Here is an 18,343-nt window from a genome sequence, read left to right on the forward strand (position 1 = left end):
AGATCTCTGCGGAGAAGTCTCCCTTCACCTTAGCCAATAGTTAACAATTTTCCATGCAGCAGTATCAGCGCAATTTTATCCAACTGGCCCTCGACCATCAGGTATTGTGTTTCGGCGATTTCACCCTGAAATCTGGCCGCCAGAGCCCCTATTTCTTCAATGCCGGCCGTTTCCACACCGGTGCGGCACTGGCAGCGCTGGGTCAGGCCTACGCCGAGGCGATACTCGCTTCTGGGGTGGAGTTTGATGTCATTTTCGGGCCGGCCTACAAGGGTATACCGCTGGGCGCGGTAACTGCCGTGGCGCTGGCGCAGAAAGGCGTGGATAAGCCCTTCTGCTACAACCGCAAAGAGGCCAAGGATCACGGCGAAGGCGGAACCTTAGTGGGTGCGCCGCTTGTTGGCAAGGTTTTGATCATTGACGATGTGATTACGGCGGGAACCGCGGTGCGCGAAGTGATGCAGATCATCGAGGCGCACGGTGCAGAGGCCGCGGGCGTGGTGATCGGCCTGAACCGCCAGGAGAAGGCCGGCGAGGATTGTGAACTCTCCGCTATTCAGGAAGTGGAGCGCCAGTACAATATCCCGGTCATCAGTATTGTGCAGCTGGACCATATCATCAGCTATCTCAAGGAAGAGTCGCAGGACGGCGGTACAGTACAAAAAATCGTCGATTACCGGCAGCGTTACGGTGTCTCCGGGCAGTAAAGCCGGGACCCGCAAGGCGCTCCATTATTCAGTGAGAAGAGCGATGAAAGTCGCCCCCCTACCAACAGTCCTGCTGCTCTCCGTTGCCCTGGTCATCCCCTGGACCAGTGTCCAGGCGCAAAAGCGCGACGAAATCACCGGCAAGGTTCTCTACCGCTACACCGATGAAAAGGGCATCCAGGTGCTGGACGATCAGGTGCCTCCGCGCTTTGTGGCAAAGGGGTACGAGATACTGAGCCTCTCCGGCCAGGTCCTCAAGGTAGTGCCGCCGCCGCCGACCGGTGAAGAGCTGGCCGAGCAGCGACGTCGCGCGGCCCAGCGGGAGCAGGACCACCGGCTGCTCAAGCGCTTCAATAGCGTCGCCGATATCGAGAGCGCCCGCGCGCGCAAGCTGGCGACCGTCGAGCAGGATATGGCGATCATGCGCTCCAATATCAGCAGCCTGGGCCGGCAGATAGAACAGGAGGAGTCGGTTGCCGCGCGCACCCAGCGGGCCGGGCGCGAGGTGGCGCCCGAGCTGTTGCAGCGTATCGCCGACCTGCGCGAAGAGGTGGCCGTTTTGAATGAGCGCCTGGGTCGGCGCGAGGCGGAGGCGGTGGCGATCAACGAGGAATACGACAGGGCCGCGGCGCGCTATGCGGAGATCGCCGGAAAATAGCTACCATCTGGCCGCCTCTTCAACTCAATCGGTGCGCGCGGCGCACCTCCCCATCACTGCGCCAGCGCCGTCTCGCGAAAGAATCCCGCCATCAGCACCGGCCACTGTTCCGCCCAGTACTCGGTGGGCTTGCGCTTGAAACCGCTGCGCACGTACTGGACGATGCGCCCTTCCGCGCTGGCCAGCAGCAGGTTGGCGGCGGCACCCAGGGGGATGGCAGGGCGTAGCTGCTCGCGGAGTTCCGCTTCGCGCAGAATCTGTTTCAGCTGGGTTTCCAGGCGGTCGAAGAACTGCAGTATGCGTCCGTGCAGCCGCTCTGTTTCACCAGTCAGGGCGTCGCCGGTGAGCAGGCGGGTGATACCCGGGTTGCGCTCGCAGAAGGCCAGCAGCAATTGCAGGATTTTCTGGCAGCGCCCGAGTGCCGACGGCTCGTCCTGCAGTATCAGCGATACGCGGCTGAACACCGTCTCCTCGATAAACTCGATCAACCCCTCGAACATCTTCGACTTGCTGGGGAAGTGGCGGTAGAGCGCCGCCTCGGAAAAGCCCACCTCCTTGGCCAGGGCCGCGGTGGTGATGCGCGCACCGGGACTGGCCTCGAGCATATGCGCCAGGGCCTGGAGTATCTGTTGACGGCGGTTGATTTTTTCGCTGCTCATTCGCTGCCTTGTTGTTATACCTTGTAGCGCAACAGGAAAAGGGTGCGCACTATGTAGAAAGCGCGGGAATCCTACCGATTCGCCGGTCCCGCTTCAATTACTATCCGGTGAGGCCGCTGTTGGTTGGCCATTATTGGTGATCAGGGTGCCCACTCCGCTATCGGTGAAGATTTCCAGCAGCACCGCGTGGGGTACGCGACCGTCGATGATGTGCGCCGAGGTCACGCCGGCCTTCACCGCGTCCAGCGCGCAGGCGATCTTGGGCAGCATGCCGCCGTAGATGGTGCCGTCGGCGATCAGGCCGTCCACCTGCAGGGTGCTGAGCCCGGTCAGCACCTCGCCGTTCTTGTCCTGCAGGCCGGCGACGTTGGTCAGCAACATCAATTTTTCTGCCTTCAGGTATTCTGCGATCTTGCCGGCCACCAGGTCGGCGTTGATATTGTAGGAGGCGCCGTCCTCGCCCACGCCGATGGGGGCGATCACCGGGATAAAGTCGCCGTGGAGCAGCATGTCGATCACATCGGTGTTGACGCTCTCCACCTCGCCCACATGGCCGATATCAATGATTTCCGACGCGTGCAGCCCGGCGGCCTCGCTCTGCATTTTCAGCTTCTTCGCCTTGATCAGCAGGCCATCCTTGCCGGTCACGCCCACGGCGCGGCCGCCATTCTTGTTGATCAGGTTGACGATCTGCTTGTTCACGGTGCCGCCGAGGACCATTTCCACCACATCCATGGTCTCGCTGTCGGTGACCCGCATGCCGTCGACAAAGCGGGATTCGATGCTGAGCTTCTCCAGCAGCTGGCCGATCTGTGGGCCACCGCCATGGACTACCACCGGGTTCATGCCCACCAGTTTCATCAGGATGATGTCGCGGGCGAAGCTGTTTTGCAGCTTCTCGTCCACCATCGCATTACCGCCGAACTTCACCACTATGGTTTTGTCGGTAAAGCGTTGGATGTAGGGCAGCGCTTCATTCAATACCTGGGCGACGCGCAGGGCGGATTTGCTATCCAGTGACATATGGGAATTCCTATCCGTGGGGGTGCGCCACGCGCACCGGTAATGCTTGAGTCGTTATACGAGCTGCCAGTCTGGCACTGTGAGCTTCGGGTCTACTTTCTTCAGCTGTGCCATCACCTGCTGGCGGATGCGCTCCAGCGCCTCGTCGCTGTCCGCCTCGAAGCGCAGTGTCAGTGCCGCGCCAGTGTTGGAGGCGCGCACCAGCCCCCAGCCGTCGCTGTACTCTATGCGCAGGCCGTCGATGGTGTTGATATCGGCATCACCGAAATCCGCCTGCTTTTTCAGTTTTTCTATGATTGCGAATTTCTCTTTCTCATCCGCGGGCAGCAGAATTTCCGGTGTGCTGATCATCTGTGGCAGCGAGTCCAGCAGTTCGTCGAGGCTCTGTTCGCGTAGCGCCATGATTTCGAGGACGCGCGCGGCAGCGTAGATGCCGTCGTCGAAACCGAACCAGCGATCCTTGATAAAGATGTGTCCGGAAAGCTCGCCGCCGAGTATCGCGCCCGTTTCCAGCATCTTGGTTTTCATCGGCGCGTGACCGGTTTTCCACATGATCGGGCGGCCGCCGTACTGGTTGACCAGTTGTCCCAGCGCGCGGCTGCTCTTCACATCGAAGACGATGCCCTCACCGGGATTGCGCGCCAGAATGTCACGGGCCAGCAGCATCACCAGCTGGTCCGCCCAGGCAATGCGGCCGGAAGCGGATATCAGGGTGACGCGGTCACCGTCGCCGTCCAGGGCCACGCCCAGGTCGGCCCCGGTTTCCGCGACCTTCTCGATCAGTGCTTTCAGGTTTTCCGGGCGGGAAGGATCCGGCGCGTGGTTGGGGAAGTTGCCGTCAATCTCGCAGAAGAGTGGCGTCACTGCGCAGCCAAGCTGTTCGAACAGTCGTGGCGCCAGCACGGAAGTGGCGCCGTTGCCGGCATCCACCACCAGGTGTGGCTGCCCGGCCAGGGCCACGTCATTGAAGATCTCGTCGATGTAATTCTCTTTGATGTCCTGCTCGCGGTTGCTGCCCTGTCCGCTCTTGAAGGGGCCCTTCTGCATCAGCTGGTGCAGGCGCTGCAATTTGTCCTCCGCCAGCGGCCGGCCCTTCAGGACAATCTTGAAGCCGTTGTATTCCGCCGGGTTGTGACTCGCGGTCACCATCACGCCGCTACTGGTATTCTTGCCTTTGGCACAGGCGTAATAGAGCAACGGTGATGGCACTAGGCCCAGGTTTACGGCGTTGCAGCCACTGTCGAGAATACCCTCTACCAGGCAATTGCTGAGCAGCTCACTGCTGTTGCGGCCGTCGCGCCCCACCAGCAGGATTTCCTCACCGGTGTGTTGCGCCAGTGTGCCGAGGGCGCGACCCAGTTGATAGGCGAAGGGTTCATTGATCTCGCTACCGGCGATACCGCGAATATCGTAGGCGCGGAACACCTGGCGGGGAAAGTCCGTACTGACCTGCAACTCGGATTTTGCCGGTGTCTCGCTGCCGGGCTCGGGCGTTCGATTGGCTTCCGGTGCCGCGGGGGCGGCCTGGGTTACCGGCTCGCTGTCGCCGCTGGTTGGGGGGTTGGCTTGCCCGGGCGTCAGCTCTGGATAATCTGAGTTGCCGCGGTCTTTTCTGTCGCTGCGTTGCCCACTCCTGTCGCTGCGCTCCCAGGGCGCCACAGTGTTGCGGGGCAGGAAGCGCAGCAGTAAAAGCAGCGAAACCACCAGGCCGACGGCTGCGCCTATATAGACCCAGCGCGCAGAAATTCCGTGCGCTTCGGCAAAAGTTGCCGAGGGCGAGAAGGCCACCGTCAGGTAACTGCCATCCACCGGCGCATTGGCCCGCCCACCGTTGCCCTGCCCGCTCGTCCAGAGAGGCTGTGCCGGACCGTCCGGAAACTTCTGCAGCAACTGAATTTGACCGCTGCCGCTGTCAAGTTTTTTCAGTTCTGCTTCAAAGGCGGCGAAGGATTGCGTCACCAGCAACAGCTTTCCCTGCAGTGCCACGGAGGTGTGCAGCTGCCAGCTGTTGTCGCTGCCGGTGCGCAGGAATTCAATCGGTTGTTGCGCGTCGGTTCCGCTGCGCTTGAGCAGATCCACCAGGGCAAAATTGAGTGCGGGAGTTGCGCCGGCGCCGACGCGCACCTGGTCGATCGCGAACAGCTGTGCCGAAGAATTTTCCGGAAGTGCAGCGGCCTGCAGCAGCGTTTCGGTGGATTGGTCGCCGGCGTCGATACTGCGCAGCTGCTGTGTGCGCCTGGCCAGGTATTGCTGCAGTTTACCGGCATAGGCGTCCGCCTCTTGCTGCGCGGCCTGTTCCACCTGCGCCGCGCTGCGCGGGGCGACTATATTGCGCTCTACGTAGTAGGCGCCACCCAGCCAGGCGGTGGCGGCGAGAAGTGCCGGCAGCAGCTGGCCGCTGTGAAAGAACGACAGGAGGTTGGTGCTGGTTCGAGAAGCCACGGAAATTTCCACTAACGCAATTAGTTATTGTGCCAATTTTTATGGTGCCAGTGCCCTGGTGGCGATGCGAGCTATCAGTTGTTCTGCGAGTTCGGTTTTCAGTGCCGATGGCAGCATCTCGCTACCGGCGGCATCGATCACGGTGACGGCATTGCGGTCGCTGTCGAAGCCGCCGTCGGCGACGCTGACGTCGTTGGCGACAATCATGTCGAGTTTCTTGCGCGTCAGTTTCCCGCGGGCGTGCTCCAGTACTTTTTCCGTTTCCGCGGCAAAGCCGACGGTAAAGGGCCGCCGTTCGGTGCGCGCGGCGATGCCGGCGACTATGTCGGGATTCTTGACCAGTGCCACCGTTTCCTCGTTGTTGTCTTCCCGCTTCTTGATTTTCTGCTCGGCAAATTTCGCGGGGCGGAAATCGGCCACCGCGGCCGCGCCGATAAAGATGTCGCACAGGTCTGCGGCGCGCTCGGCGGCATCGCGCATTTCCAGGGCCCCGGTCACGTCTACCCGCTTCACGCCCGACGGAGTAGGGAGATTGACCGGGCCGGCGATCAGTGTCACCTCGGCGCCGGCGCGCTGCGCCGCGGCCGCCAGGGCGAAGCCCATCTTGCCGGAACTGTGATTGCTGAGGAATCGCACCGGATCCAGCGCCTCGCGGGTGGGGCCGGCGGTAATGGCCACCTTCCTGCCGGCCAGAGACTGGCGCGGCGCGAACAGTGATTGCGCTTCGGCGACCAGTGTGTCCGGCTCCAGCATGCGCCCGGGACCCACGTCGCCGCAGGCCTGGCTACCGGCAGCGGGCCCCCAGATGAAGGCACCGCGCTCGCGCAGCGTCTGCACATTGGCCGCGGTGGCCGGGTGGCGCCACATGGCCTGGTTCATCGCCGGCGCCAGGGCCAGCCTGGCTTCGCTGGCGAGACACAGGGTGCTGAGCAGGTCGTCGGCCATGCCGGTAGCGAGCTTGGCCAGCACCTGGGCGCTGGCGGGTGCTATCAGAATCAGATGAGCCCACTTGGCCAGCTCTATATGGCCCATGGCCGCCTCGGCGGCCGGATCCAGCAGGTCCGTATGCACCGGATTGCCGGACAGCGCCTGGTAGGTCAGCGGCTGCACAAACTCCCGCGCGCCGGCAGTCATCACCACCCGCACCTCGGCGCCGTGCTCCTTGAGGCGGCGCACCAGGTCGGCGCTCTTGTAGGCGGCGATACCGCCGCTGATGCCCAGCAGTATGCGTTTGTCGGCAAGGGAGGACATAGGCGCTGTACTCGAGATAAGAGTTTCCGAAATCGGGGGAGCGGGTAAGATTAGCATTTCTGCGCCTTTTCAATAAGGCAAAGAGGCTGTCACCACAGAAACTTCAGGGAGGAAGGGATGCGGATCACGGACTGGCCTGCGGCGGAGCGGCCGCGGGAGAAGCTGCTGGAGCGGGGCGCGGGGGCGCTCTCGGACGCGGAGCTGCTGGCGATCTTCCTGCGCACCGGTGTGACCGGGATGTCGGCGGTGGACCTGGCGCGCCAGCTGTTGGCGGATTTCGGCGGCCTGCGCCCGCTGCTGGAGGCACACCGGGAGGAGTTTTGCCGCGGCAAGGGCCTCGGTGATGCCAAGTACGTGCAGCTGCAGGCAGTACTGGAAATGGCGCGGCGCCACCTGGCGGAGTCGCTGCAGCGCACCGATGCCCTGTGTAGCCCCGGCGCAGTGCGCGACTATCTTTCCGCCCAGTTGCGCCACCGCAGGCGCGAGGTCTTCTGCTGCCTCTACCTGGACAGCCAGCATCGGGTGATCGCCTTCGAGGAGCTGTTCGAGGGCACCCTCAACGCGGCCAGCGTCTATCCCCGTGAGGTAGTGCAGGCGGCCCTGCAGAGGAGTGCCGCCGCGGTCATCCTGGCCCACAACCACCCCTCCGGCGTCAGCGAGCCCAGCCAGGCGGATATCTGGATCACCGAGCGCCTGACCCAGGCGCTGGAACTGGTGGATATCAAGGTGCTCGACCATATGATCGTCGGCGAGGGAGAAGCGCTGTCGTTTGCCGAGCAGGGGCTGCTGTAGAATGGGACAAATCTGCCTGGAGCAGATTTGCACAGTCGAAGGCTGCCCGCGAAGCGGGTGAGGCGCAGGGATGCGCCTCATGAGTGCGGAATGCCCGTGAACCGTCTGTGGAGTCCAGATTTGTGCTGTACAAAACTTGCTCCCCCAGGGCTCTTCTGGTATAAAACGCCGCTCTTTGCGGCCGGGCCAGATTCTGAACAGTTTCCGCCGCCGCCCAGGAACCGGATTAGAATCCCGAATTGATGTCCCCGCATCCCCTGACGCGGGCACGAGAGAGTTTTGAAGAGGCCAACAGATGTCCAAGGTATGTCAGGTAACCGGTAAGCGCCCGGTCACCGGAAACAATGTATCCCACGCCAAGAACCGCACCAAGCGTCGCTTTGTGCCCAACCTGCACAGCCACCGTTTCTGGGTAGAGTCCGAGAAGCGCTTCGTGAAGCTGCGGGTTTCCGCCAAAGGTATGCGCGTTATCGATAAGAAAGGTATCGATACCGTGCTGAGCGAGCTGCGCGCCCGCGGCGAAAAAGTCTAAGCCAGAAAATACAGGCGGCGGCAGGCCGCTGAGAGATCGGAGACAGAACAATGCGTGAGAAAATTCGCCTGAACAGCAGTGCCGGTACCGGCCACTTCTACACCACTGACAAGAACAAGCGCAACATGCCGGAAAAAATGGAGATCAAAAAGTACGATCCCGTTGTCCGCAAGCATGTGATGTACAAGGAAGGCAAAATCAAGTAATTGCCTGCCCTGCACAGTTCGAAAAGCCCGGTTTTTACCGGGCTTTTTTTTGGTTGAATGATCGGGACTCGGGACTCGGGACTCGGGACTCGGGACTCGGGACTCGGGACTCGGGACTCGGGACTCGGGACTCGGCAAACAACTACCGGTAGCAGGGCCGCCACGGATCTAGCTACAGGCCCCAAAGTACTGAACGCCGGGAAAAGACAAATGCCGGAATTACCAGAAGTAGAAACCACCCGCCGCGGCCTGGCCCCACACCTGGAGGGGCATGTCGTGCGCTCGGCCAAAGTGCGCCAGCGCCGGCTGCGCTGGCCGGTGGAGAATGACTTCGAGAAGCGTATCGCCGGCGCCAAGGTCCTGCGCCTGGAGCGTCGCGCCAAGTACCTGCTGGTGCACACGGATCGCGGCTGCGCCATCTGGCATTTGGGCATGTCCGGCAGCCTGCGTCTGGTCGGCCCGGAAGTTGCGGCTGAAAAACACGACCATATCGACTGGGAACTGGATAGCGGCCTGATCCTGCGCTACCGGGATCCCCGTCGCTTCGGCGCCCTGCTGTGGACAGATGCCGACCCGGTCGCCCACGACCTGCTGGCCCATCTGGGCCCCGAACCCCTGTCGGGCGAATTCAGCGGCGACTACCTGTTCGAGACCTCCCGCGGTCGCCGCCAGTCGGTTAAGACCTTGATCATGGATGGTCGTATCGTCGTGGGCGTCGGCAATATCTACGCCAGCGAGTCCCTGTTTCTCGCCGGTATTCGCCCGGACAAGGCTGCCGGCTCCATCTCCCGCGTCCGCTACCAGCGCTTGGTTGATGCCATCAAGCAGGTGCTGGCGCGCTCCATCGAGCAGGGGGGCACCACGCTGCGCGACTTTATCGGCGGCGACGGCCAGCCCGGTTATTTCGCCCAGCAGCTCAATGTCTACGGCCGCAGCGGCGAGCCCTGCCCGACCTGCGGGCGCCCGGTGCGCGATATGGTCCTCGGCCAGCGCAACACCTTTTTTTGCAGCAACTGTCAGCGCTGAGGGCTCTTACTGCAAAAACTGCCAGCGCCAAGTTCGACCCGCCTGGGATTGGCCCCGGCGCCACACTAACATCCGCGTGTCGTCAGCCCCGCAAAGTGAGGAGCCGACCCGTGATCATGATGCTGCCTTTCGTTACCAGCCTGTTGTCGGCCTGGTTCGCCTGGCGCGGTCGCCGCGACGCCAGTATCGGTTGGTGGTTTGTCACCCTGGCCATTTATATCGCCTGGTGCTTCTACCACATGACGAGCTCGCTCAATATTTCCCTCTAGGAGACTCCGGTGAAGATTTCCGTCCTAGGCCGCAACGCCCGCTGGCTGGACGCCCTGGCTCTGCTGGCAGTCAGCGCCACACTCTGGTTTGCCTTCGGCTGGCAGCTGCTAGTGAAGGAGCTTCCCTGCCCCCTGTGCCTGCTGCAGCGCGTCGCCTTCATCATGGTCGGCATCGGCCTGCTGATGAACCTGCGCTTCGGCAACCGCCCCTTGCACCAGGGCATAGTGGTGTTGTCCGCCCTGGCGGGTGTGGTGGCGTCGGCGCGCCAGGTGCTGCTGCATATAGCCCCGGGCGATCCGGGATTCGGTTCCCCGTTTCTGGGTCTGCACTTCTATACCTGGGCGCTGCTGATCTTCCTCGCACTCCTGGTCTACTGCGGGCTGATGCTGATGAGCGATGCTGCAGGCAGCGACACGGCGCCGCGCAAGCTGACGCCCCTGGCCCGCTACGCCGCCCTGGTGTTTCTTGCCATTCTGGTAGTCAACGTTGTCTCCACGACACTGGAGTGTGGCCTGGGCCCCTGCCCTGACAACCCCACGCGCTACCAGTGGCTGCCCTAGCCCTCGTCGACGCCCTTTCTATACTTCCCCAATAGCCTGGACCTGTGCCGCGGAGGAAAAGATGAAAACTGTCTGGCTGGTCTGCCTGGCCGCACTGCTAGTTGCCTGCGGCCGCCCGGAGGCGCCGCGGAGTGGGAGCGGAGATTCCGGGCCCACTGCCAACGGGGCGGCGTTGTCGCCCGCCGAGCCGCGGCCGGCCGCGCCGGAACAGGAGCCACTGAGTGTGCCCGGCGTCGAGCGGCTGGTGGATCTGCGCGGGGGGCGCAGTGCGGCGGACTATGTGCAGGCGGTGGAAAAATTTATGCGCGACAACCCGGAACTGCAGGTGATTGTGGGCAAGGGTTGGGATGCGACCGCCTTCGGCGCGGTGCCACCGCACAAGGCACAGCTGGACCAGGTCAGCGACTTTGTGCCGATAGTGCTTATTTCCCGCGACCATCAAAGTGTCTGGACCAATTCCGAGGGCCTCGCCGCGGCCGGTATCAACAGCGATACGCCCGACCCCGAGGGCGGCGTGATCGAGAAGGACGAGAATGGTCTCGCCATCGGCGTGCTGCGCGGACAGGGGGCCGTGAAGCTGCTGGAAAAAACTATCTCGCCATCAGGCGGAGGTCAGCTTCAGACCGATGATGCCCGCCACGATCAGCCCGATGCACGCTAACCGCGGCAGCGCTGTGGATTCGGAAAACAGCACTATGCCGAGGATTGCCGTCCCCACCGCGCCGATTCCGGTCCAGACCGCGTAGCCGGTGCCCACCGGGATCACTTTCAGCGCCTGGGCGAGGAAATAGAAGCTGGCGATCATCGCCAGCACCGTCAGGCTGCTGGCGAGTGGCCGGGTAAAACCCTGGGTGTACTTGAGACCTATGGCCCAGCCGATTTCCAGCAGGCCGGCGATCAACAGGAAAAACCACGGGCTTGTCATGGTGGATACTCCTCAATTGCCGAGCGCACTGCCCTCGCGCCGCGGGTCGGCGCCGCCGAACAGCCGGCCGTTCCTGAGAGCAATGGCATGTATACCGCTGTTGAGATCGCGCTGTACTATTTTGTGCCCGAGCTTTTCCAGGTTTCTTACCGTGTCCGTGCTGAAAAAGCCCGGTTCCAGCTCCACACGGCCGCCGATAGCACCGATATTGCCGGCGGCAATGGCGTCGGCGATGGGCATGTCCAGCCCCAGATGGTAGAGGATGGTGCGCGCCGTGTAGTCGATGATTCGCGAGCCGCCGGGGGAGCCCACCAGCAGGCGCAGGCTGCCGTCCCTGTTGAATACGACGGTCGGTGACATGGAGGAGCGGGGGCGCTTGCCGGGCTGTATGCGATTGGCCACCAGCGCGCCCTGCCCGTTCTTCGGAGTAAAGGAGAAGTCGGTCAGCTGGTTGTTGAGCAGGAAGCCCTTTACCAGCAGGCGCGAGCCGAACCCGGTTTCGATGCTGGTGGTCATGCTGACGCCGTTGCCGTACTGGTCCACGATCACCAGGTGACTGGTATTGGGCAGTTCCGGCGATTGTGCCGTCAGTCGCTTCTGCTCGAAGGCGACCGGATCGCCCGGCACCGCCTCGGTCGCCGTTTCCGGATCTATCAGCTGCGCGCGTTCGGCCAGATAGCCGGATGCCACCAGTGACTGGCTGGGCACGCTGACAAAGTCCGCATCCCCCAGATAGGTATTGCGGTCGGCAAATGCCAGCTCGGACGCCTCGATGAACAGGTGCGTGAGCTCGCTGCTGCCGACTTCATATTCCTGTAGCGGGAACTGTCCCAGCTTGCCCAGGATAGCGCCGACGGTGGTGCCCCCGGAAGACGGCGCATCGGCGCCGCAGACGCGGTATTCGAGAAAGGACGAGCACAGCGGATCGCGCACTTTGGCCCGGTAAGCGGCCATGTCTTCCATCGTTAGCAGGCCGGGGTTGACCGGGTCCTCGGCCACCGCGCTTACGATTGTCTCGGCGATTTCCCCGCGGTAGAAAGCGTCGGCGCCGCCCTTGGCGATGGCGCGCAGTGTCTGTGCGTAATCCGGGTTGGTCAGGCGGTGACCCACCGGCAGCGGCTCGCCGCGCTCGTCGAAGAAGTAGTTGCGGATCGCCGGGCGCGCCGCCACCTGGGGCAGCTTCGCCAACAGCTGGTGCAGGCGCGGTGAAATGGCGAAACCGGATTCGGCGAGTTCGATGGCCGGCTGGAACAGCGAGGCCCAGGGCAGTTTGCCGTCCCGTTGGTGCGCCAGCTCCAGCATGCGCACCACGCCGGGTACGCCCACCGAGTAGCCGCCGATCACCGCCTGCAGGAAGGGGCGCGGGCGGCCGTCGACCACAAAGTAGTTTTCGTCCACGCCCGCGGGGGCCGTCTCGCGGCCATCGTAGTACTGCAGCTCCTTGCGCGCGGCATCGTAGCTCAGCATAAAGGCGCCGCCACCGATACCGGAGGACTGGGGTTCCACCAGTCCCAGCACCAATTGCGCGGCGATGGCCGCATCCACGGCCGTGCCGCCGCGGGAAAGTATCTGCAGGGCGGCGCGACTGGCATGGGGGTTGGCGGTCACCGCCATATACTCACTGGCAGTGGCAGACTTGACCTCACTGCGACCGGTGGCGATTTCCGGCTGGGCCTCGTGTATGGCCGCGGCGCTCGGCGCGGCCTCGGCCGTAAGAGCAGTGAACAGAAGAAGGGCGAGAGTCAGGTAGCGCACATAACACTCCGCGGACTGTGTAAAATCCGCCCGAGTGTAACAGATATCGCCGATTGTCTATTTAGTAAACTTCTGCAGCAGGGCTTCCTGCACGGCTGGCGGCACGAATTTGGTCACGTCGCCGCCGAGGGAGGCGATCTCGCGCACCAGTGATGAGGATATGTAGGAGAGGTGCTCCGCCGGGGTCAGGAACAGGCTCTCCATATTCGGCGCCAGCTGGCGGTTCATATTGGCGAGCTGGAATTCGTACTCGAAGTCGGATACCGCGCGCAGACCGCGCAGTACGCCGTAGGCGTCCACCTGGCGCACCAGGTCGGCGAGCAGGATATCGAAGCCGATCACCTCCACATTGGGCAGATGCCCCAGTACCCGCTGGGCCAGTTCCACCCGCTCGTCCAGCGTGAACAGCGGATTCTTGCGGCTGCTCGCGGCCACCGCGACGATCACATGGTCAAACAGGCGACAGGCCCGCTCTACCAGGTCCATATGACCATTGGTGATGGGGTCGAAGGTTCCGGGGTAAACGACTTTCTTCATAGCCAGGTTTCATTGCGGGTCAAATGGGAGGCGCATGGTAAACAATTTGCCCCCGAGCCTCAAAACAGGGGCTCAAACGGAGGAACGCAGAATCTGCGATCTAGCCGCCAGCGCGCAACAATCGCAAGCACACCTGCCCCGCCCGCTTCTCCTTTTCGATCTGCCAGTCCGCCGGTAGGGCGATGGCCTTTTCACGGGGCGTCTCCACATAGACCAGGGCGCCTTCCGCCAGGTGCCCTGTCAGCGCAGCCAGGGTCTGTTGCCACAGGTCGCCGGCAAAGGGCGGATCCATGAAGACGATATCGTAGCTGGCCGCAGTGCCGGCGAGAAAGTCTGCCGCGCTGGCGTGGTGCACCCGGCCATTGTCGGCCCCTAGCAGTTTCAGTTGATCCCCCAGGGTCTGCGCCGCACTGCGGTTCAGTTCGACAAAGTCCACTTCCGCCGCGCCGCGGGACAGCGCCTCCAGTCCCAGGGCGCCGGAGCCGGCGAACAGGTCCAGGCAGCGGGCATCGGGCAGGTGGAACTGCAGCCAGTTGAACAGGGTTTCGCGCAGTCGGTCGCCGGTGGGTCTCAGTCCCTCCACCGGGGCGAACTGCAGTTTGCGCCCGCGCCAGCGGCCGCCGATGATGCGCAGCTGGGACAGGGTTTGCGGGGAAGTTTTGCGCTGGGGGCGTCTGGACAAGGTAACTCTCTACTGGGGGCTTGAGCGGTGCTAAGATTAGCGCCTTTCCGCAAGCGGTACACCCGGACCCACGAATGATCTTTGACTTCCTGCGCAAAAAGAAATCCAAGCCCGACGAAACGGAGACGCCGGCGGCCCCCGAATCGGTGACCGAGACCCCAGTAGCTGAGCCAGCGGCCCCGGAATCGATCGAAGAAACCGTCGCCTCCGGGCCCGAAGCTGTCGAGACCGAAGTCGAAGCGGTTGACGAGCGTGCGCCCGAGCCCGCCGCCGCGGAGCCGGCTCCGGCAGAGCCGGAAAAGCCGGCCAGGAAAGAGGGTTTCTTCGCCCGTATCCGCCGCGGCCTCAGCCGCACCAGCAGCCAGTTCGCCGAGGGCATGGGCAACCTCTTCCTCGGCGCCAAGGAGATAGACGAGGAACTGCTGGAGGAGCTGGAGACCCAGCTGCTGATGGCGGACGTGGGCGTCGAGGCCACCAGCGAAATCGTCGACCGTCTCACCGACCGGGTCTCCCGCCGCGAGCTGGCGGACGGCGAGGCGCTGTACCGGGCGCTGCAGCAGGAGCTGGCGCAACTGCTGGACAAGGTCGAGGCGCCGCTGGCCGTCGACAGCGGAAAAACCCCCTTCGTCATTCTGGTCGTCGGCGTCAACGGCGTCGGCAAGACCACCACCATTGGCAAGCTGGCGCACCGCTACCTGGGCGAGGGCAAGTCGGTGATGCTGGCCGCGGGCGATACCTTCCGCGCGGCGGCGGTGGAGCAACTGCAGGTCTGGGGCCAGCGCCACAATGTGCCGGTGGTGGCCCAGCACACGGGCGCTGACAGCGCCTCTGTCATCTTCGATGCGGTACAGTCTGCCCAGGCCAGGGGCGTCGATGTGGTAATCGCCGATACCGCCGGCCGCCTGCACACCAAGTCCAATCTGATGGAGGAACTGACCAAGGTGCGCCGGGTCATGGGCAAGCTGGACCCAAGCGCGCCCCACGAGGTGTTGCTGGTGCTGGATGCCGGCACCGGCCAGAACGCCCTCAGCCAGGCGGAACAGTTCCGCGACGCTGCCGGTGTCACCGGGCTGGTACTGACCAAACTGGACGGTACCGCCAAGGGCGGTGTGATCTTTGCCCTGGCGCGCAGGTTCGGCATTCCGGTACGCTTTATCGGTGTCGGTGAACAGGCGGAAGATCTGCAGCCGTTTGTGGCGAAGGAATTTGTCGCTGCGCTGTTCGGCAGGGAGCCGGCCTGATTTTTTTACCTGTAGAAGCGCTATCGTCATTCCGGCCTTCGCCGGTATGACGAGCCAATGAACGCTTGTTTTGCAGCAGAGCACCTACAACCAGAACAAAAACCATATTGCCCCGATGATCACCTTTGACAGTGTCAACAAACGCTACGAATCCGGCCAGGACGCCCTGGTGCGCGTCAGCCTGGAGATAGAGCGCGGCGATATGGTGTTCCTGACCGGGCACTCGGGCGCCGGCAAGAGCACACTGCTGAGACTGCTCACCGCCATAGAGAGGCCCACCCGCGGCAGCATCCTGGTGGCCGGGCAGAACCTGAACCGGCTGCGCAACGGCCAGATCCCCTACTACCGCCGCAACCTCGGAATCGTCTTCCAGAACCACCAGCTGCTGTTCGACCGCAGCGTCTTCGATAATGTGGCTCTGCCGCTGTCGGTGGCCGGTTGCAGCAAGCGCGAGCTCGGTCGCCGGGTGCGCGCGGCGCTGGACAAGGTGGGCCTGCTGCACAAGGAGAAGCAGAACCCGATAGTGTTGTCCGGTGGCGAGCAGCAGCGCGTCGGTATCGCCCGCGCGGTGGTGAACAAGCCGGCCATTCTGGTGGCGGACGAGCCCACCGGCAACCTGGACCCGCAGCTGTCGGCGGAGATCATGCAGCTTTTCGCCGACTTCAATGCCGTGGGTGTCACCGTCATGGTGGCCAGCCACGATCTGGAACTGGTTGCGCGCATGAAACGCCGGGTGCTCACGCTGCAGGCCGGCCAGTTGATCTACGACGCCTATTTAGGACGAAGGGCCCAGCCGTGAAGCAGCCTACCCCTAACGTCAAGAAGAATACCCGCCGGCAGGCGCCGGAAACCAGACCTCAGCGCTCCGCCGGTGCGGTGACTGCGCGCACCGGTGTCAGCGACCGCTGGCACAGCTGGCTGGGACACCACCGCGAAATGGCTGTCGAGTCCCTGCGCCGTTTCTTCGCCACACCACTCGCCAGCGCCATGACCGCGCTGGTGATCGCCATTGCCCTGGCCCTGCCGGCGGCACTGCAACTGGGGCTGGTCAATTTCCAGCGCGCGGTGGCGGGCTGGGATGGCCAGCCGCAGATCTCGGTATTCCTGCACAAGAGCGCGCGCGAGGCCGCGGTGCGATCCTACACGGAAGGGCTGCGCGCGGATCCGGCCATCGTCGAAGTCACCTATATTTCCCCCGAAGGCGCCTTGGCGGAGTTCCAGGAGGCCTCGGGACTCGGTGATGCCCTCGCCGGCCTCGACGCCAATCCCCTGCCGGCGGTGCTGCTGCTGCGTCCGCGGAATACGGACAGCGGCGAGCTGGAAGCGCTTGCAGAGAAGCTGCGCGACAGCGCCCTGACCGATGCTGTCGTGCTGGATATGGCCTGGGTGCAGCGGCTGGCGCAACTGACCGAGCTGGGGCGGCGACTGTCCGCCGGCCTGGCGCTGCTGCTGGCACTGGGGGTGCTGCTGGTGGTGGTCAACACCATCCGCCTGCATATCGAGAATCGCCGTGAGGAGATACTGGTGGTGAAGCTGGTGGGTGCCACCGATGCCTTCGTGCGTCGCCCCTTCCTGTACAGCGGTCTCTGCTACGGTTTTTTCGGCGGGTTGCTGGCCTGGTTGCTGGTGGCCGGCGGCGTGGCGCTGCTGTCCGGGCCGGTAGCGGGACTTTCCTCCTCTTATGGCAGTGGCTATGTGTTGCACGGCCCCGGCTTTCCCTATCTGCTGGGCTTGACGGCCGGCGCTGCACTGCTCGGCCTGGTCGGCGCCTGGCTGGCAGTGGCGCGGCATATCCGGGCCATAGAACCCCGCTGATCACTTGTAGACCGATTGGTCAGGTCAAGAAGCGTAAAGACGGCTGCGGGTGCGGAACCCGCCCTGTGGATAACCCCTCTAAGAGCCCGGTTTTTCGGGGTTTGGGGATGGATCGAGGCGCCGCCAGCCGGGCTTCCTAAGGCGGTCGCGCTAGTGCTACACTCCTAACCAATTTGCCGCTGGGGTCAGTTTGTGGCCCGATCTACTGCAAGCGGCAGCCGGAAAGACCGGCACACGAGATTTCAGAGGAGAGACCTGAATGGGAACCAGCCTGCAGCCAGTACATACGCTGTCTCCGGGCGCCAACCTGGGCGCCTATATCCAGACGGTCAGCAGCTTCGAGGTGCTGTCCGCCGAGGAGGAGAAGCGGCTGGCCGAAGACCTCTACTACCGCGAAGACCTGGATGCGGCGCGTCAGCTGGTGATGTCGCACCTGCGCTTCGTGGTGCATATCGCCAAATCCTACTCCGGCTACGGCCTGAACCAGGGCGACCTGATCCAGGAGGGCAATGTCGGCCTGATGAAGGCGGTCAAGCGCTTCAACCCGGAGAAGGGCGTGCGCCTGGTATCGTTTGCGGTGCACTGGATCAAGGCCGAGATACACGAATTCATCCTGCGCAACTGGCGCATCGTCAAGATTGCCACCACCAAGGCGCAGCGCAAGCTGTTCTTCAACCTGCGCGGGCAGAAGAAGAAACTGGCCTGGCTGACCAACGACGAGGCCAAGGCGGTGGCCGCCGACCTGAATGTCGATGTGGCCCACGTGCACGAGATGGAGGGCCGCCTGGCCGCCCACGATGCTGCCTTCGATGCCGGTGTTGATGACGATGACGACAGCGCCTGGCAGGCGCCGGCCCACTACCTGGAGGACCGCCGCTTCGACCCGGCCGCCCAGCTGGAGCGGGACAACTGGCAGGAGACCAACCTCAGCAGCCTGGCCGCCGCGCTGGAGCAGCTGGACGAGCGCAGCCGCGATATCATCCAGGCGCGCTGGCTGTCCGAGGAGAAATCCACCCTGCACGAACTGGCGGACAAGTACGGCGTCTCCGCCGAGCGCATCCGCCAGCTGGAAAAGAACGCGATGAAGAAAGTGCGCGTGGCTATGGAAGCCTGATAGAGCGCACTTTTCTCCAGCCGAAAAACCGCGCAACAGCGCGGTTTTTTGTTTGTGTGCCCTTGTAGGAACGGGGGGGGGGGCCCCCCCCCCCCCCGCCCCCCCCCCCCCCCCCCCAAAAGGAGGGAAAGGGAAAAAACTAATCACT

The 18,343-nt window shown here is 63.4% G+C and carries 21 protein-coding genes; 13 read left to right on the top strand and 8 right to left on the bottom strand.

What is annotated here, in order from left to right:
* The first annotated feature begins 53 nt into the window (after positions 1-53).
* Both pyrE and IG627_RS05385 read left to right on the top strand, forming a co-directional pair.
* Positions 54-707 (top strand): orotate phosphoribosyltransferase, encoded by a 654-nt coding sequence (gene pyrE, locus IG627_RS05380; RefSeq protein ID WP_193190740.1) that lies wholly within the window; start codon positions 54-56, stop codon positions 705-707.
* Positions 708-750: 43 nt separating this feature from the next.
* Entirely contained in the window at positions 751-1,365 is a 615-nt protein-coding gene (locus IG627_RS05385; RefSeq protein ID WP_193190742.1) for a hypothetical protein, read from the top strand.
* 53 nt (positions 1,366-1,418) lie between these two features.
* Here IG627_RS05385 and slmA read toward each other — a convergent pair whose 3' ends face one another.
* The 4 genes from slmA to coaBC all read right to left on the bottom strand — a co-directional run bounded on the left by slmA (position 1,419) and on the right by coaBC (position 6,740).
* Positions 1,419-2,024: a nucleoid occlusion factor SlmA gene (gene slmA / locus IG627_RS05390; protein WP_193190744.1), complete on the bottom strand. Its 606-nt coding sequence runs from the start codon at positions 2,022-2,024 to the stop codon at positions 1,419-1,421.
* A 93-nt stretch (positions 2,025-2,117) separates the two neighbouring features.
* Positions 2,118-3,047, bottom strand: a complete 930-nt coding sequence (gene argB / locus IG627_RS05395) for an acetylglutamate kinase (protein WP_193190745.1) — start codon at positions 3,045-3,047, stop codon at positions 2,118-2,120.
* A gap of 54 nt (positions 3,048-3,101) precedes the next feature.
* Positions 3,102-5,489, bottom strand: coding sequence for a phosphomannomutase/phosphoglucomutase (locus tag IG627_RS05400; RefSeq protein ID WP_193190747.1), 2,388 nt, complete (start codon positions 5,487-5,489; stop codon positions 3,102-3,104).
* Between the two features lie 39 nt (positions 5,490-5,528).
* Positions 5,529-6,740 carry a bifunctional phosphopantothenoylcysteine decarboxylase/phosphopantothenate--cysteine ligase CoaBC gene (coaBC, locus tag IG627_RS05405; RefSeq protein ID WP_193190749.1) on the bottom strand — a complete coding sequence of 404 codons (1,212 nt, stop codon included), beginning with the start codon at positions 6,738-6,740 and terminating at the stop codon, positions 5,529-5,531.
* Between the two features lie 117 nt (positions 6,741-6,857).
* Here coaBC and radC point away from each other — a divergent pair, with 117 nt between their 5' ends.
* The 7 genes from radC (at position 6,858) to IG627_RS05440 (ending at position 10,787) form a co-directional block, all read left to right on the top strand.
* Positions 6,858-7,532 (top strand): RadC family protein, encoded by a 675-nt coding sequence (radC, locus tag IG627_RS05410; protein WP_193190751.1) that lies wholly within the window; start codon positions 6,858-6,860, stop codon positions 7,530-7,532.
* A gap of 295 nt (positions 7,533-7,827) precedes the next feature.
* Positions 7,828-8,064, top strand: coding sequence for a 50S ribosomal protein L28 (gene rpmB / locus IG627_RS05415; protein ID WP_067083837.1), 237 nt, complete (start codon positions 7,828-7,830; stop codon positions 8,062-8,064).
* A gap of 50 nt (positions 8,065-8,114) precedes the next feature.
* Positions 8,115-8,270, top strand: a complete 156-nt coding sequence (gene rpmG, locus IG627_RS05420; RefSeq protein WP_183460242.1) for a 50S ribosomal protein L33 — start codon at positions 8,115-8,117, stop codon at positions 8,268-8,270.
* A gap of 210 nt (positions 8,271-8,480) precedes the next feature.
* Complete coding sequence (mutM, locus tag IG627_RS05425) at positions 8,481-9,296, top strand: bifunctional DNA-formamidopyrimidine glycosylase/DNA-(apurinic or apyrimidinic site) lyase (RefSeq protein WP_193190753.1); 816 nt, start codon at positions 8,481-8,483, stop codon at positions 9,294-9,296.
* A gap of 116 nt (positions 9,297-9,412) precedes the next feature.
* On the top strand, positions 9,413-9,565 hold the full coding sequence (locus IG627_RS05430; protein WP_226864751.1) for a DUF5993 family protein: 153 nt from the start codon (positions 9,413-9,415) through the stop codon (positions 9,563-9,565).
* Between the two features lie 9 nt (positions 9,566-9,574).
* Complete coding sequence (locus tag IG627_RS05435; RefSeq protein WP_193190756.1) at positions 9,575-10,126, top strand: disulfide bond formation protein B; 552 nt, start codon at positions 9,575-9,577, stop codon at positions 10,124-10,126.
* A 61-nt stretch (positions 10,127-10,187) separates the two neighbouring features.
* Positions 10,188-10,787, top strand: coding sequence for an amidohydrolase family protein (locus IG627_RS05440; protein WP_193190758.1), 600 nt, complete (start codon positions 10,188-10,190; stop codon positions 10,785-10,787).
* On the opposite strand, the gene sugE is transcribed toward IG627_RS05440, so the two are convergent.
* The 4 genes from sugE to rsmD form a co-directional block, all read right to left on the bottom strand.
* Complete coding sequence (gene sugE, locus IG627_RS05445; RefSeq protein WP_193190760.1) at positions 10,728-11,051, bottom strand: quaternary ammonium compound efflux SMR transporter SugE; 324 nt, start codon at positions 11,049-11,051, stop codon at positions 10,728-10,730. The genes IG627_RS05440 and sugE overlap by 60 nt on opposite strands.
* A 12-nt stretch (positions 11,052-11,063) precedes the next feature.
* Entirely contained in the window at positions 11,064-12,806 is a 1,743-nt protein-coding gene (ggt, locus tag IG627_RS05450) for a gamma-glutamyltransferase (protein ID WP_319024505.1), read from the bottom strand.
* Between the two features lie 57 nt (positions 12,807-12,863).
* Entirely contained in the window at positions 12,864-13,343 is a 480-nt protein-coding gene (coaD, locus tag IG627_RS05455; protein ID WP_193190762.1) for a pantetheine-phosphate adenylyltransferase, read from the bottom strand.
* Between the two features lie 100 nt (positions 13,344-13,443).
* Complete coding sequence (rsmD, locus tag IG627_RS05460) at positions 13,444-14,025, bottom strand: 16S rRNA (guanine(966)-N(2))-methyltransferase RsmD (protein ID WP_193190764.1); 582 nt, start codon at positions 14,023-14,025, stop codon at positions 13,444-13,446.
* A gap of 74 nt (positions 14,026-14,099) precedes the next feature.
* Between rsmD and ftsY the strand changes: the two genes are divergently transcribed.
* The 4 genes from ftsY (at position 14,100) to rpoH (ending at position 18,195) form a co-directional block, all read left to right on the top strand.
* The gene (gene ftsY / locus IG627_RS05465; RefSeq protein ID WP_193190766.1) at positions 14,100-15,266 is read left to right on the top strand and encodes a signal recognition particle-docking protein FtsY; all 1,167 of its coding nucleotides are present in this window, start codon (positions 14,100-14,102) and stop codon (positions 15,264-15,266) included.
* Positions 15,267-15,381: 115 nt separating this feature from the next.
* On the top strand, positions 15,382-16,065 hold the full coding sequence (ftsE, locus tag IG627_RS05470; protein ID WP_193190787.1) for a cell division ATP-binding protein FtsE: 684 nt from the start codon (positions 15,382-15,384) through the stop codon (positions 16,063-16,065).
* Entirely contained in the window at positions 16,062-17,081 is a 1,020-nt protein-coding gene (gene ftsX / locus IG627_RS05475; protein WP_193190775.1) for a permease-like cell division protein FtsX, read from the top strand. Before ftsE ends, ftsX begins: the two co-directional genes overlap by 4 nt.
* A gap of 259 nt (positions 17,082-17,340) precedes the next feature.
* The gene (rpoH, locus tag IG627_RS05480) at positions 17,341-18,195 is read left to right on the top strand and encodes an RNA polymerase sigma factor RpoH (RefSeq protein ID WP_193190777.1); all 855 of its coding nucleotides are present in this window, start codon (positions 17,341-17,343) and stop codon (positions 18,193-18,195) included.
* The last annotated feature ends 148 nt before the right edge of the window (positions 18,196-18,343 follow it).

Origin of the sequence: Microbulbifer taiwanensis, from assembly GCF_014904815.1 — a bacterium.
Lineage (GTDB): Bacteria > Pseudomonadota > Gammaproteobacteria > Pseudomonadales > Cellvibrionaceae > Microbulbifer > Microbulbifer taiwanensis.